The organism is Xenorhabdus cabanillasii (genome assembly GCF_003386665.1).
GTDB classification, from domain to species: Bacteria; Pseudomonadota; Gammaproteobacteria; order Enterobacterales; family Enterobacteriaceae; genus Xenorhabdus; species Xenorhabdus cabanillasii.
In genome coordinates this window covers 3,732,380-3,747,617 of the sequence record NZ_QTUB01000001.1, presented here as the reverse complement: position 1 = coordinate 3,747,617, position 15,238 = coordinate 3,732,380, and the positions used below count along the sequence as shown (strand labels likewise).

General features: G+C 39.3%; 13 protein-coding genes and 3 tRNA genes. 6 read left to right on the top strand and 10 right to left on the bottom strand.

Annotated elements, in window-relative coordinates:
• Positions 1–12: 12 nt before the first annotated feature.
• A complete protein-coding gene (locus tag BDD26_RS16690; RefSeq protein WP_342353472.1) occupies positions 13–552 on the top strand; it encodes a tail fiber assembly protein in 540 nt (179 codons plus the stop codon).
• A gap of 225 nt (positions 553–777) precedes the next feature.
• On the opposite strand, the gene BDD26_RS16685 is transcribed toward BDD26_RS16690, so the two are convergent.
• The 8 genes from BDD26_RS16685 to BDD26_RS16645 all read right to left on the bottom strand — a co-directional run bounded on the left by BDD26_RS16685 (position 778) and on the right by BDD26_RS16645 (position 6,486).
• A tRNA-Leu gene (locus tag BDD26_RS16685) sits at positions 778–864 on the bottom strand.
• 6 nt (positions 865–870) lie between these two features.
• Positions 871–944 (bottom strand) — tRNA-Cys (locus BDD26_RS16680).
• Between the two features lie 5 nt (positions 945–949).
• A tRNA-Gly gene (locus tag BDD26_RS16675) sits at positions 950–1,025 on the bottom strand.
• 145 nt (positions 1,026–1,170) lie between these two features.
• The gene (pgsA, locus tag BDD26_RS16670) at positions 1,171–1,719 is read right to left on the bottom strand and encodes a CDP-diacylglycerol--glycerol-3-phosphate 3-phosphatidyltransferase (RefSeq protein WP_115827174.1); all 549 of its coding nucleotides are present in this window, start codon (positions 1,717–1,719) and stop codon (positions 1,171–1,173) included.
• Positions 1,720–1,775: 56 nt separating this feature from the next.
• Positions 1,776–3,608, bottom strand: a complete 1,833-nt coding sequence (uvrC, locus tag BDD26_RS16665) for an excinuclease ABC subunit UvrC (protein WP_115827173.1) — start codon at positions 3,606–3,608, stop codon at positions 1,776–1,778.
• A 23-nt stretch (positions 3,609–3,631) separates the two neighbouring features.
• The gene (gene uvrY, locus BDD26_RS16660) at positions 3,632–4,291 is read right to left on the bottom strand and encodes a UvrY/SirA/GacA family response regulator transcription factor (protein ID WP_038269262.1); all 660 of its coding nucleotides are present in this window, start codon (positions 4,289–4,291) and stop codon (positions 3,632–3,634) included.
• Positions 4,292–4,599: 308 nt separating this feature from the next.
• Positions 4,600–5,004 carry a GFA family protein gene (locus BDD26_RS16655; protein WP_115827172.1) on the bottom strand — a complete coding sequence of 135 codons (405 nt, stop codon included), beginning with the start codon at positions 5,002–5,004 and terminating at the stop codon, positions 4,600–4,602.
• Between the two features lie 696 nt (positions 5,005–5,700).
• Entirely contained in the window at positions 5,701–6,486 is a 786-nt protein-coding gene (locus tag BDD26_RS16645) for a thioesterase II family protein (protein WP_170140421.1), read from the bottom strand.
• 684 nt (positions 6,487–7,170) lie between these two features.
• Here BDD26_RS16645 and adiA point away from each other — a divergent pair.
• From adiA to BDD26_RS16620, 5 genes are all read left to right on the top strand, one after another.
• Complete coding sequence (gene adiA, locus BDD26_RS16640) at positions 7,171–9,453, top strand: arginine decarboxylase (protein ID WP_115827170.1); 2,283 nt, start codon at positions 7,171–7,173, stop codon at positions 9,451–9,453.
• A gap of 3 nt (positions 9,454–9,456) precedes the next feature.
• Positions 9,457–10,785, top strand: a complete 1,329-nt coding sequence (gene adiC / locus BDD26_RS16635; RefSeq protein WP_115827169.1) for an arginine/agmatine antiporter — start codon at positions 9,457–9,459, stop codon at positions 10,783–10,785.
• Between the two features lie 316 nt (positions 10,786–11,101).
• Positions 11,102–11,530 (top strand): universal stress protein, encoded by a 429-nt coding sequence (locus tag BDD26_RS16630; RefSeq protein ID WP_115827168.1) that lies wholly within the window; start codon positions 11,102–11,104, stop codon positions 11,528–11,530.
• A gap of 168 nt (positions 11,531–11,698) precedes the next feature.
• Entirely contained in the window at positions 11,699–12,136 is a 438-nt protein-coding gene (locus tag BDD26_RS16625) for a universal stress protein (protein ID WP_038269257.1), read from the top strand.
• Positions 12,137–12,278: 142 nt separating this feature from the next.
• Positions 12,279–12,668 (top strand): nuclear transport factor 2 family protein, encoded by a 390-nt coding sequence (locus BDD26_RS16620; RefSeq protein WP_115827167.1) that lies wholly within the window; start codon positions 12,279–12,281, stop codon positions 12,666–12,668.
• Between the two features lie 172 nt (positions 12,669–12,840).
• Here BDD26_RS16620 and BDD26_RS16615 read toward each other — a convergent pair whose 3' ends face one another.
• Positions 12,841–14,475, bottom strand: coding sequence for a hypothetical protein (locus BDD26_RS16615; protein WP_115827166.1), 1,635 nt, complete (start codon positions 14,473–14,475; stop codon positions 12,841–12,843).
• Positions 14,476–14,580: 105 nt separating this feature from the next.
• Positions 14,581–15,144, bottom strand: coding sequence for a hypothetical protein (locus tag BDD26_RS16610; RefSeq protein WP_115827165.1), 564 nt, complete (start codon positions 15,142–15,144; stop codon positions 14,581–14,583).
• Positions 15,145–15,238: the final 94 nt, after the last annotated feature.

Below are 15,238 nucleotides of genomic sequence, written 5' to 3'. Positions count from 1 at the left end.
GGTAATGTCACCGTGTACAATTACACGAGCGAATCGCGTGAATATTTTTCTACCTCGGTGGAATTCTTACCGGTCGGCGTCGGGCTGCCGGCGCATTCTTGCGCGGATGCACCGGGTGAAAGTAAGGCCGGTTATGCGATTTGCCGAACGGCTGATTTATCCGCGTGGGAATACGTTGCTGATCACCGTGGTGAAACGGTATATAACACTGAAACGGGGATAGCACAAGTCGTTGAAGACCTGGGTGATTATCCATTGGGCACAACCCCAGATGCACCCGCTACCCCATTCGATAAATGGGAGGGTAAGCGGTGGGTAACAGATAAACTGGCACTACAGGCGGATCAGGTCAGGCAAGCGGAACAGCAAAAATCATTCCTGCGACAGCAGGCAGACATGGCTATCGCACCATTACAGGACGCGATTGACCTCGACATGGCCATCGAGGCCGAGAAATCCGCCTTTACGGCATGGCGTAAATACCGTGTGCTACTCAACCGCGTAGACTGTTCCACCGCCCCCGATATCCACTGGCCGGAACCGCCGAAGTAAGGACAGGGGCGATAGCCCCTGATAGTGGGTTTCTTATAAATATGGAGATTTTTAGCAGCTTTGGGGTTTTGAAATGGGAATGGGGTTCTTAAACCGGAGGTCAAAAAATATAGTGAAAAGATATAGTGAACTAATAGTGAAATGTGATTTTTATCAAAGAAAAAAGCCACCTTGCGGTGGCTCTTTTTATTCCCTAACTCACTGTTTTACCAGAAAGTTTTTATTTGGTGCCCAGGGCGGGACTTGAACCCGCACAGCCTTAAGGCCGAGGGATTTTAAATCCCTTGTGTCTACCGATTTCACCACCTGGGCTGAATCTGGAGGCGCGTCCCGGAGTCGAACCGAGGTGGACGGATTTGCAATCCGCTGCATGGCCACTCTGCCAACGCGCCTTTTCTGGAGCGGGAAACGAGACTCGAACTCGCGACCCCAACCTTGGCAAGGTTGTGCTCTACCAACTGAGCTATTCCCGCTTTTCTTTCGAACCGCTTGATTTACTTAACTTATTTCGTAAACCTCATGTGCCGTTCGATGCGTTGCATTCTACTTATTTCACGAAATGAGTCAACACAATTATTTATAAAACTTGTTCGTTCGGTGATTTTTGCGTCGTTTAGATCATGTTTCACGCAAATCACACCATGCGGCGCTCAAATATTGAAACATTGACCAGAATGTTAAGATTGCAGCAGCGTATAATAAGATGAATCCACCGACTTCTAATTCAACATTAGGACGCCATAATAAAGCAACCAATGCAGCCATCTGCGCTGTTGTTTTGACTTTTCCCATCCAGGAAACTGCTACACTGCTGCGTTTTCCTAATTCAGCCATCCATTCCCGAAGGGAAGAGATAATGATCTCTCGTGCAATCATTGTTGCTGTCGGTAATGTTATCCACCAAGAGTGATAATGCTCAGTTATCAGTACCAATGCGGTAGCAACCATTACTTTATCTGCAACTGGATCAAGAAATGCACCAAAACGTGTTGTCTGTTTCCATAAGCGGGCAAGAAAACCATCAAACCAATCTGTTGCAGCAGCGATAATAAAGATGATGGCGCATAACATCGGTGCCCATTGAAAAGGCAGATAAAACGCCAAAACAAAGAACGGGATTAAGGCAATACGAAATAGGGTAAGCCATGTTGGAATATTTAATTGCATAATGCTTAGTAACTATCTGGCCATGTAAAGTTTATCAGTATGGTGCATCAATACTCTTAGTGTTTCAACGCATTATAGATTTTTTCTGCCAGTGAATAAGAGATAGAAGGTACTTTTGCGATCTCTTCTACACTTGCGTTGCGTAAAGGCTGTAATCCTCCCATATATTTTAACAGCATTTGCCGACGTTTTGGCCCAATTCCTTCTATAGATTCCAGTGTGCTGGTCTTCTTCACTTTTTCCCGGCGTTGACGATGACCTGTTATAGCGTGGTGATGAGATTCATCACGAATGTGTTGAATGACGTGTAATGCCGGTGAGTCAGGAGGAAGAGCAATGCCTTCGCTTTCTGCTGTGAAGAATAGAGTCTCCAAACCTGCTTTACGGTCACTCCCTTTTGCTACACCAATCAGTTTGGGATGTTCTTTATCCCATTCGACATTTAATGAACGGAAAACTTCTATTGCTTGCGTTAGCTGTCCTTTGCCGCCATCAATAAAAATAATGTCAGGGATTTTGGCTGAATCAATCGCTTTGCTGTATCGACGACGCAAGACCTGATTCATCGCAGCATAGTCATCTCCTGCTGTTATTCCCGTTATGTTATAGCGACGATATTCAGAACGTACTGGGCCATTACTATCAAATACAACACAGGATGCAACAGTTTGTTCACCCATAGTATGGCTGATGTCGAAGCATTCCATTCTGTGAATTTTTTTAATGCCTGCAAATTCAGCAAGTGCAGCCAGGCGTTGGTGAATTGTCGATTGTTGGGAAAGTTTAGTGGCTAATGCAGTGGCTGCATTGGTGCGTGCCAGTTTAAGGTAGCGGGCTCTGTCACCTCTTGGGCGCGGTTGAATATGAACTTTTCTGCCGGATAAGGAAGAAAGGGAGCTTTCCAGTAATTCTTTCTCAGGTAATGAAAAGTCCAATAAGATCTCTGTTGGTAATGTCCTGTTCTGGCTGCCCTGAAGATAAAACTGACCAAGAAAAGTTTGTACTACTTCATCTAATTTAGTACCGATTGGGATTTTGGGATAGTAACTGCGGCTACCCAAAATTTTGCCCTGACGAATGAATAAAACATGTACACATGCCATGCCTGCGTCAAAAGCAACACTGATAGCATCCAAATCATCCTCTCCACCAGAGACAAATTGCCGTTCAGTAACTTGCCGGACAGCTTGAATCTGATCACGGTAACGGGCTGCGTCTTCAAAGTGAAGCTGCTTGCTTGCATCTTCCATTCTTTTAATCAGCTTGGTCAGTACCTGCTGGTCTTTGCCGGACAGAAACAGGCGGACGTATTCTGCCTGTTGTTGATACTCTTCATCTGTCACAAACCCTTTGACACAAGGGGCAAGGCAGCGGCCAATCTGGTATTGCAGGCAGGGGCGGGAACGATTGCGGTATACGCTGTCTTCACATTGGCGAATGGGAAATAATTTTTGCAAAAGTGCTAATGTGTCACGTACTGCATGGGAGTTTGGAAATGGCCCAAAATATTCCCCCTTAGCATGTTTGGCTCCACGGTATATGGCCAGACGAGGGTGTATGTCACCACTTAAGAAAATATACGGGTAAGACTTATCGTCCCGCAGTAATACATTGTAACGGGGCTGATAAAGTTTGATGTAGTTGTGTTCAAGTAGGAGTGCTTCCGTCTCTGTATGAGTTATGGTGACATCAATTTGAGAGATATTTTTCACCAGTGATTCTGTTTTGCGGCTGCCAACTTGTGCACGAAAATAGCTGGATAGCCGCTTTTTCAGATCTTTGGCCTTACCGACATAAATTACTGTACCAGTGGTATCATACATCCGATAAACACCTGGCTGACTGGTTACTGTTTTTAAGAATGCCTTTGAATCAAATTGCTCTGCCACGATTTACCGCCCATCACTGTTTATCATCCACTATGATTTATCATATTGGGTGTATCAAGCAAACCACAGCGTATTGCTATATGAGTTAATTCTACATCACCCTTGATATTCAGTTTGTTAAACATCCTATAGCGGTAGCTATTTACTGTTTTCGGACTGAGGTTGAGTAACGTCGATATCTCATTCACCTTTTTACCCTGAGTTATCATTGTCATGATCTGGAGTTCTCGCTCAGACAGTTCATCCAGCGGGTTCTCTTTTTGCGGGGATAGCTGATCGAGTGCCATCTGTTGGGCAATATCAGGAGAGATATAACGTTGCCCTGCATAAACCGTTCGGATAGCGTTGATCATATCCTGAGGAGTTGCTGCTTTACTTAAATACCCTCTGACTCCGGCCTGCATAACTTTTGTCGGCAGGTAACTGTCTGTATGGATAGTCAACATAATTACGCGGGTATCCGGTGAATAACGGATGATCTTTTTCGCGGCTTCAAGGCCTCCTATTCCCGGCATTCCCATATCCATCATAACGACATCCGTGTTGTTTGACCTGCACCATTTAACGGCATCTTCTCCGCTACTGGCTTCTCCTATAACTTTAATTCCCCGCACGTCATCAAGTATGCCTTTCACGCCAATGCGAACTAGTTCGTGATCATCAACTAATAAAACATTAATCAAACAACTTCTCCACCAACGTAATTCCTACTGAAAATAGTGATAAATTAAGAAAATCCAATGGAAGCACTGAATTTATCTTTATGATTTTTATAATATAATTCGACATGGAATCACTTTGACGCCCAAGTCAAATTAAATTGTTCTTGATAAAGACTATATTATACGGGGATTAGTGTAAAACAGAAAGAAAATTGTTACATATCAATAGAATAAATGTAAAAGCAATTATCTTTTGTGAGATGTATTTGTTATAAAACTTATTTGTCTTGAAAAATACAATGAGGGGGAATTTCCCCTCATACTAATGGTTATTTAAATAAGTTAAGAATATCTTGTTCAGTCAACATTGGTGTTTTTTCAACAAAGTTGTAATAGCCGGGTTTGCTGTCGACATAGATCTGCGTAGATAATTTTCCTGAGTTACTATTTTCAAATAGTGCCACTGGGACAATATAAGTACTGGGTTGATGCAGGTGGTAAAAGAGGTGAGTTCCACAGTTCTTACAGAAAGCCCGCTCTGCCCACTCTGAGGATGGATAGGTTGAAACATTTTCATTACCACTCGTTACTTGCAAATCGTTTTTGCAATCTACAGATAAAAACGGGCCTCCATTCCATTTCTGGCATGTTTCACAGTGGCAGGCATTGATATTTTCGATACTTTGGTTGGTTTTTATTTCTACTGCACCACACAGGCAATTACCTTTATTCATTATTCTGCCTTATATATCTGAGATGATTATTTGAAATTTTATACCAATATGATTGAGTAAGAGCTATTTCGCTTTGTCGTAATTGCCATATTTATCACAATAATTTGCTGGTACGGCGCAGCATAAAGTAAGAATTATGAATTATTTCTTCTTATTTTCGTCTTCATCGCCCTCATCCTCATCAATATGCCAGCTATGCAGTATACGATGAACGAATGGTGTAACCACTAATCCGATAGCAATAAAAAAGATCGCTTGTAGAAATAAGCCATAAACAGCCGCAAAATATTTTCCCAGGGTACTTTTGGCTCAATATGCAGGCTTTGCGTTCCAATCATTGAAACAGGATTTAAAAGCGCATCAGGAATGGCATAGCTTTCAATCAGGAAAAATCCCAATTCAATGATGATTATCTGAGTAAAATCGCCAGTATAAATATTATAGCCTGTTTAACATTATTTTTTTATTCTTTCACCTTTTAAATCCTCTGTTTTGAAAGGAAAAATAAAAGGATAGCTTATTTATTTTCGTGCCAGCACAAAAATATAGATAGTGTGCATGTGATTTGAAAAATAATCTTGAGCTTCTTATGATATGCCCAATAGATTTCGAGTTGTATCACGATGGCAAGAGAACGCATTCCCAGAAGCATAGACTATTATGTGACCAGGAATTTGTTCTCTTACAGAGCATGAGTTAAGCACTTGATAGGAGCGTATATGAGCGCCTGGATATTTTCGATTCAAGGATATTTGATACAGCATCAATAACCGGGTCATTATTATCATCAATAAAGAAGTGGCTGCCTTCAAAAATGATGACTTTTTTATCCTGCTCGAAAAAATCAAACCAGGAATAGAGTTCTTGCTCTGCTACCAGAGCATCATTTGTTCCGCCGAATACCGTTAGAGGGCAAGCAAAAGATGCTGTACCAGAATAGTAATACTCTTCTGATATTTTAAAATCAGCCTTTATGGCAGGTAAGATCAGCGAGAGTAATTCATCATTGTCAATAATCTGTTGATTAACGCGCCCAAATTCCTGCAATGCAATAGTAAACTCTTTATCCTCCAGAGCACTTATTGGTTTTCGGATGGCAGAAACTTGTGGCCCTCTGCTACCTGAGGCAATAAATTCAATGGGTAATGGTAATGATTCTGCATCGATTTTTCTTAACAGTTCAAAAGCTATCCGGCTGCCTAAACTGTGTCCTAAAAAGATATATGGTATATTCAATAGTGGCTTAATATTAACATATAAGTCTTCAATCAGGCTCTTCATATTATCATAAGGTTTTTCCTTGAATCTTGCTCCCTTACCCGGTGGTTGAATAACTAAAAATTCAACGTTTGCGCTGATTTTTCTGGCAAAAGCAACAAAAGTTGAGCTGCCACCTCCGGCATAAGGAAAACAAAATACCCTGATTTTTGGATTAAAAACATGGTTGAGTTTAATAAAACAAGGGGAGTAATCTTTGTTCACAATCGGATCCCATTATTATTTTTTTAGCTAAATTAAGATAAGCAGATTTGATTATTTCTGATTTCTCATTAGCAGAATGCTACCGTCCCTGGAGCATACTATCCAATATTAAAATATAATCCTTTTTGGGGTTTTTTATTATGGCAATAAGATTTTATGAAATAATAGGTTGCAACACCCCAGTTAACCACACTGATATGCTCTTTTTGTAATATCAATCACCGAATAACTATAATTCTGGTGATGACATTGTGTTGTATCTTACTGTAAATTAACTATTTTTAACTGCCATGTCAGTGATTGTAGTGTCCGGCCTTGTGTAATCAGGCATACCATTTTATCGCTGCAATTTGTCACTAAACTTTGTATATAGCTGATGGCCCTTTACGCTACTTCAATGGCTGATTCTCCCTCAGGTATAACTATCGTTGGATTGCACAATCAAAAATAACCACTATATTTAACTAATGTGATTTTAAGCTAGAAACTTATATGCTCACGAATAGTTAGTTAATGTTATTAAATTATCGATATTCATGTTACGGGTCATACAGCACTGTAAAAAATAATTTTGATGCAATGCTATAGCGGTGATAGCCGTTTAATTTTCCTGATTGTGTCAATCATTCTATGGCAAGCGCCAGGTAACACTAAGTTCATTTGTCATTTTGATAGGAAAACATCATGAAGGTATTGATAGCAAAAAACGAAGTGGGTACAAGGCATCATAGCTACTATATTGAAAATGCAGTACACCGCTTGGCAGATAAATTAATTGAACGGGACATTGAAGTTGTTATCGCAGACTCTTTTGATGACAGTTATACGATGATTGCAGCTAACGAGCCGTTTGATTGTTTGATGGTAAGTTGTGCACTGATGGATGATGACTTATTTCAGCAGATCCAAAAATTACTGAATAAACTATTTGAGCGTCAGGAAAATGTACCGGTATTTCTGTTAAGCGATCGGGAAAAAACTGTATTTTTATTGAATCATGAGATGTTGGAGCAGTTAGCCGAATTTGCCTGGATACTTGAGGATTCCTCAGATTTTATTGCCGGCAGAGCTATTGCAGCCATGCACCGTTATCGTCAACAATTATTACCGCCATTGATGTCAGCCTTGATGAATTACAGAAAAGTCTATGAATATTCCTGGGCAGCGCCGGGGCATCAGGGCGGTGTTGGGTTTAATAAAACACCTGTTGGCCGCATTTATCATGATTATTACGGAGAGAATCTTTTTCGTACGGATATGGGTATTGAGCGATCTTCACTGGGATCGTTGTTGGATCACAGCGGGGCATTTGGCGAGAGTGAAAAAAACGCAGCCAGAGTATTTGGTGCAGACCACTCTTATTCCGTTATTGTCGGTACATCGGGTTCTAACCGCACGATAATGCAAGCCTGCATGACTGAAGATGACATCGTTATCATTGACCGTAATTGTCATAAATCCATTGAGCAGGGGCTTATTCTGACAGGAGCAAGGCCTGTCTATATGCTGCCGAGCCGTAACCGATATGGCATTATTGGCCCCATTTATCCACAGGAAATGGAAACGAAGACACTCCAGCGAAAGCTGAAACAGAGCCCACTGACCAAAGATAGGGTGAAGCAAAAACCTGTTTATACCGTTGTAACAAATTGTACTTATGACGGTGTTTGCTATAACGCCAAACATGTGCAAAACCTGCTGGATAAAAGTGTCGATAGAATACATTTTGATGAAGCATGGTATGGTTATGCCCGTTTTAATCCTATCTATCATGATCATTATGCCATGCGGGGTGATCCTAAAAAGCATAAAGGGCCGACCGTTTTTGCCACCCATTCATCTCATAAACTATTGAATGCACTTTCGCAAGCCTCTTTCATTCATGTACGTGATGGCCGGAATCCTATTGATTTCTCAAGATTTAATCAAGCCTATATGATGCATGCGACGACATCACCTTTGTATGCGATCTGTGCTTCAAATGACGTTGCTGTCTCAATGATGGATGGTAACAGCGGTTATTCTTTGACACAGGAAGTGATTGAGGAAGCAGTCGATTTTCGTCAGGCATTGGCGCGTTTGTATCGGGATTTTGGTAAAAAGGGGGATTGGTTTTTTAAACCCTGGAATCAGGAGAAAGTGACAGATCCTGCGACCGGTAAGAAAATTGCTTTTGCAGATGCGCCAAGACAGTTACTGACCAAAGAACAAAGCTGCTGGACGATGAATCCGGGCGATAGTTGGCATGGGTTTGAGGATTTGCCCAATGACTGGAGTATGCTTGATCCGATCAAAGTCAGTATCCTGACACCGGGTATGGGGGATAATGGTAAGTTACTAAAACAGGGTGTACCGGCAGCGTTAGTGACAGCATGGTTAAGTCAACATGGTATTGTCCCGACGCGCACGACTGATTTTCAAATCATGTTCCTGTTTTCAATGGGAATTACCAAAGGGAAATGGGGGACTTTGCTGAATACCTTACTTTCCTTCAAACATCACTACGATGCTAATACACCTTTGAGTAAAGTATTACCTGATTTGGTGAACGAACATCAGGAAGTGTACGGCAAGTTAGGGGTAAAAGATCTAGGCGATAAAATGTTCGCTTACTTACATAAGAATCACCCGGGTGAAAAACTGAATCAGGCTTATGCTGAGTTACCTGAAATTGATATGACACCACGGGCGGCTTACCAGGCGATTGTGACCAATAATGTGGAATTGGTGGCACTTGATAAACTTCCCCATCGCATTGCGGCAAACTCAATTATTCCTTATCCGCCCGGCATCCCCATGTTGATGTCAGGGGAAAACTTCGGTGACAAAAACAGCCCGCAAATTGGTTACCTGCATGCATTGCAAAAATGGGATCGTGAATTCCCTGGCTTTGAGCATGAAACGGAAGGAACAGAGATTATTGATGGTATCTATCACGTCATGTGTATAAAGCGTAAGGGAAAATAAACTATGGCTACGATTGCAGACACCAAAAAAGTGGGTTTAATCCCCGTTACGCTGATGGTAGCGGGGAATATCATGGGCTCAGGAGTTTTCCTGCTGCCGGCGAGTCTGGCAGCAACGGGGGGGATTGCTATCCTGGGATGGCTGGTGACCATTATCGGTGCGGTCGGGTTATCTATGGTATACGCCAAGATTTCTTCACTGGATGATAGCCCCGGTGGTTCTTATGCCTATGCCAGACGAGCCTTCGGGCCATTTTTAGGTTATCAGACCAACGTACTTTACTGGCTGGCCTGCTGGATTGGTAATATTGCTATGGTCGTGATTGGGGTAGGTTATATCAGTTATTTCTTCCCTATCCTGAAAGATCCCACCATTTCTACATTCACCTGTATAGCAATACTGTGGATATTTGTATTTTTGAATATTATCGGTCCGCATGTCATAACCAGAGTACAGGCTGTGGCTACAACACTCGCTCTAATCCCGATTGTGGCAGTTGCTGTATTTGGTTGGTTCTGGTTCAGCGGCTCAACCTACATGAATGCCTGGAATGTCAGTGGATTAGATACTTTTAGTGCTATTCAAAGTACTTTAAACATTACACTGTGGTCTTTTATTGGTGTTGAAAGTGCCTCAGTTGCAGCGGGAGTCGTCAAAAACCCAAAACGGAACGTACCGATTGCTACTATTGGCGGTGTGTTGATTGCTGCTGTGTGTTATGTGCTGTCCAGCAGTGTCATTATGGGGATGATCCCCAACGCGACATTAGCCGTTTCATCTTCGCCGTTTGGTGATGCCGCACGTCTGGCACTGGGCGATACTGCTGGCGCAATAGTAGCATTTTGTGCAGCAGCCGGATGTTTAGGATCATTGGGAGGTTGGACATTGCTTGCCGGTCAGACAGCAAAAGCGGCGGCAGATGATGGATTATTCCCTAAAATCTTTGCCAAAGTGAACAAAGCCGGAACGCCTGTGAATGGGTTATTAATCCTGGGTATTTTGATGACGATTGTGCAGTTCAGTAGCATCTCTCCTGATGCGGCGAAAGAATTCAGTCTGGTTTCATCTGTATCAGTGATTTTCACTCTGATACCTTATTTGTACACCTGTGCGGCTTTGCTGCTGCTTGGTCATGGTCACTTTGGGCAGGAAAAAACGCGTTATATTGTGGTTACCTTCATTGCCTTTATTTATTGCATTTGGGCCGTATTGGGGACAGGCGCAAAAGAAGTGGTTTGGACGCTGGTGGTAATGATGGCTATAACAGCCCTGTATACCTTTAACTACAACACAAAGCATCCTGCTCCTTTCCCGTTAGAGAAAAAAGATTAGTACGGTTCTATCTTATTATAATGCGCTGATATTCAGCGCTTTTTTATATTGATTTTTGCTGTTGAGCCGATTTTTCAATACATCACAGATTAAAATTTGTGTGCCAGACTTTTTTGATATGCTGCCATCATCTCCCAATGCTTTTAATTTAAAGTAAATTGTTATGCTTGTGGCTTTATCAGGTTAAATCCCTGTTTATTGGTTTGGATAAGCGCTAAGATGTTGAGTTGTTAGACAACTCACAGTAAGTTATTCTGGATCTTAATATACTTGGAGAATTCGCTAATTTAGGTAGTTAAATAATAGGAGCGTGCATATGTACAGAACTATTTTATTACCAGTAGATATCTCTGAAGATGAACTGACAAGCAAGGCTGTTCACTGCGCGCTTAACATTGCCAGAGAAACAGGTGCCAAGTTGCATATTTTACATGTATTACCTATTTCATCCGCGATTATTAATGCTTATGCATTAGGGTACATGGAAATTAAAGACAAAGCGACGATTAAGGCTGAAGAAGATTTGGGTAAGTTGGCTGCTTCTATTGATTTGCCGGCTGATCGTATCAGTTATTCAATTGCTTTTGGCTCACCAAGAGACGAAATCACTTCTACAGCAGATGAAATTGAAGCCGATTTGATCGTGATTGGCTCAAGACGGCCAAATATTACTACCCACTTATTAGGTTCTAACTCTGCGGCAGTTGTCAGATATGCGAAAACATCTGTATTGGTTGTGAGATAGTTATCCGCATTGATAATTGCAGTTTGATAACTATTATCGGTTTTTGTTGTGGTTGTATTGATTGATGGTTAAAACGTAATGGTTAGCGCCTATACCCCATAATTTCAACATGTTGCTGGACGCAATTTGAGAGACAACGGGTATATTTTCGATTACAGGGGAGTAAATATGTATAAAATGATTTTAGTTCCAATAGATATTGCTGAAGATCACCTGACTGATAATGCGCTTAAGCATGCGGAATTTTTGGCAAAAATCTCTGATGCAAAAGTTCATCTTTTTCACTCAGTTCCTGATATTTCGAGATTTTCTGTAAGCTACAGCTATCATTATGATTTACTGAACGCCTTTGCGAAAAAAGCCATTGCAAATTCCGAAGAGGAACTCAAAAAAGTGGTAGGAAAAATCAATTTGCCGGAGGGCAGAGTATCGTACTCTGTTGCCTTTGGTTCCCCACGGGACAAAGTGCTTTCTACTGCCCGCGAAATTGATGCAGACCTGATTATCGTCGGTTCGCGAAGACCTGATATCTCAACTCACTTACTGGGTTCGAACGCATCGGGTATCGTGGGATATGCAAATATCTCTGTATTAGTCGTTCGCTAACCTAAACTGTTCTTGTATTACCGGATATTAAAATATTGCACCCAACAGAGATTTTTATCTGTTGGGTGATTACTCTAATAAATTTCAAAATCCATCACAATTAACGGGGCTGTAGCCATTGTTTTTTTATGGAGGGTAAATTTTGTCTTATTCTAATATAGTGATAAATTCTTTAAAACGTATACTTGAAAATAATGATGTTAAGAATTCAACCATTGAGGAATATTTTTCCAAGAATTATGTTCAAGTAGTAAATGGTAATGAACTTAATTTTAATGATTTTATTTCTCACATAAATTTATTAAAAGAGACTTTGATAAATACGAGGATCAATATTTTATCTATTGCTGAAAAAGAAAATAATGTCCATACACACCATATAGTAAAAGCGATAAAAAAGGATGGTGAACATGTTGAATTTGAAGTATTTGCCAGATTTTTGATTAATGAAAGTAAAATAATACGTTGCTATGAATTAACCAGAAAGATTAGCGGGGGTGAACAGGATGATGATTTAGGATCTAGGAAATAATATCATTTATCATGATTTCAATTAACCACAACATATAAAACTGTATCTGTAGCCGGAATTATATTGTGATGGTATTTATTTAAAATAAGAATGGCAGGATCAGTAAATAAAAAATCGAGTTGCAAATTCAGCAAAAAAATTGCAACTCGATAAAATTCCATTTTCTCTTTGATTACAAATAAGATGTTTGTATCTTACTCTTCCAATAATGACTATATACTTTCTCCTGATTAAATGGATTAATTATATAATACTCAAAATAAATCATACCGATACCACCATTTATGTAACCTCTGACATCATTAAGATCTGGTGAATCAATTTTAAAAATGATGGTTGCTGTTTTTCCGCTTAATACATCTGGGGTATAAGGTGCAACAACTTTAAATATCTTATTAAAGTTTTTATTTCTTGACTTAACATACATTCTTAAATATATCACTTTTCCCCAAAGTGGATAGGATTGATCATCTTCATCGTTAGTGCACATAATTTTCACATACAACTGGCATCCACTTACAGGATAATTTGATATATCTCTTTGGGTAATTATTTCATTATATCTTTTTTTCTCATTGTCAGAGTATTCAAGTTTAGGATCACTTTTTATATCAGCGAAACTTGAAAAAATAACTGGCATATCATATGTTCTTTTGACATCAAAATCAGGTGTGGTCAATTCCTCTCCTATATATTTAACTGATCTACTGTCGGAATGTAGATTTTTACCAGAATAGGGGGCTATTACATAATAAAGCACCGAATCTTTTTCTGTCGGAAAAACATCTCTTCGCATTAAAAATGTATAATCAGAATCGTTTTGATCAATAGTATCTACAATATCAGAGATTTTTCTTACAGGAAGTATTATTCCTTTTGGATCAATAGCTCCATTTTCCTTTTTCTTATTGAAAAATAATACACTATCTGTCATCGAGACTTTCGGATAAGAATTAATCATAGCGTCAAAAAATTTGCGGCCGTCACCATCTAACAAATCTCCGGAAAGTTCAGGGATAAATGGCGGATCAAGTAATTCAGTACTATTAGATGGAATAGCAGAAATCATATATACAGTACCAGCAGGGTATTCAGCGACGTTTTCCACTTTACTGTATAAATTTATAACTGCGGGGGTATCCATAATTGGATACACACGAAGTTTCACTCTTCCTTCTTTATCACTGTTAATAATGGCTTCAATTTTATCACCATAATGTTGTGGTTTTATCAGTTGTGGTTTTTGTTCAATATTATCAGGATCTGTCGTAATTATAATTTTTCTTTCTATATCATCTTTGATTTCAGAAAAAATATGAACAGGTGTATTTTTCAATAAGTTACCATGAGAATCAAATAATGTAGTACAATATCTGATATAGTTCTCTTTTTCATTAACTATGTAATCATTATTATTCGGCGTTACGCAGACAATCTTATTTTTCTTTAATTGAATGGTACTTTTAATCAAATCTTTTACAGAATATTTTATTAATTTATTAATGCCTGTGAGCGTAAAAAATATTTCATCACCTGATGTTATTGAACTGTCACTCTTGACAAAACACAAGAGCTTCATATTGTATGATCTCGCCCCCGGCCTGGGGTCAATTTTATTAATTATTTCTATAGATTCAAAACCTCTACTCTCTTTTATATCTATATTTAGTGACTGTGTAAACACACTTTTGGGAATTATTTCTATATCGAGATAAAATTTCTGACCAATAACAACGTCGGAACCATTCATTACTGATAAGTTTACCGTATGGTCTTTTAAGGCTATATCATTATTATTTTCTAACATATTTCACCTCTTTATTATTAATTTCTCAATAAGTGAATATTTTCGTTTGCCGTAATGGGAATTATCAAGAATAGAATAAATTTTGATAATTACAGGAAAATTATATTACCAGATATCAGACCAGGTTTTTCCATCAGGACAAGCATCCCCTGATAATTCACCTCCCGGTCGCATAGTATAAATATTAGCTTGCCAAATATTTCCATAAGAAATATCTCCATAATAATTGACCTGAAAATCCACATGAATACGACCAGAATTTATATGACCAACATACTTAAGAGGAACACCAAATAATAATGATGCTGTAACATCACCATAACTATCTGGTTTTGTCGGCATTAATTTTGACTTGGATTGGTAAATCGTGTTTGGATAATTATTAACATATAAATTTAATATAATCTCAGCACCAAACGGAACTTTTGTTTTATCTCTATAATCACTTGTTCCTATTATTTTTATAAATAATCCTTCATGATGTGGATTGCTACATCTATGCGCTATATCTTTTTCATGAATTGAATTTCTGATAATATTGTTATCACTATTATAACCTGCACTATTGTAAACTATACAGTGATCATATGTTCTTTTTATACCACTAATTGGTTGGTTATAACCACCTCCAGGGTATACTATGCTTTGTGGATATGAGGAACGAGCCATTCCTGTCTGATCTACAACAGTATAAGAGAAATGAGATAGTTCATTTTTCCTAAGAATATTATAAAGGAATCTTATGGCACTGTTGCCTAATTTA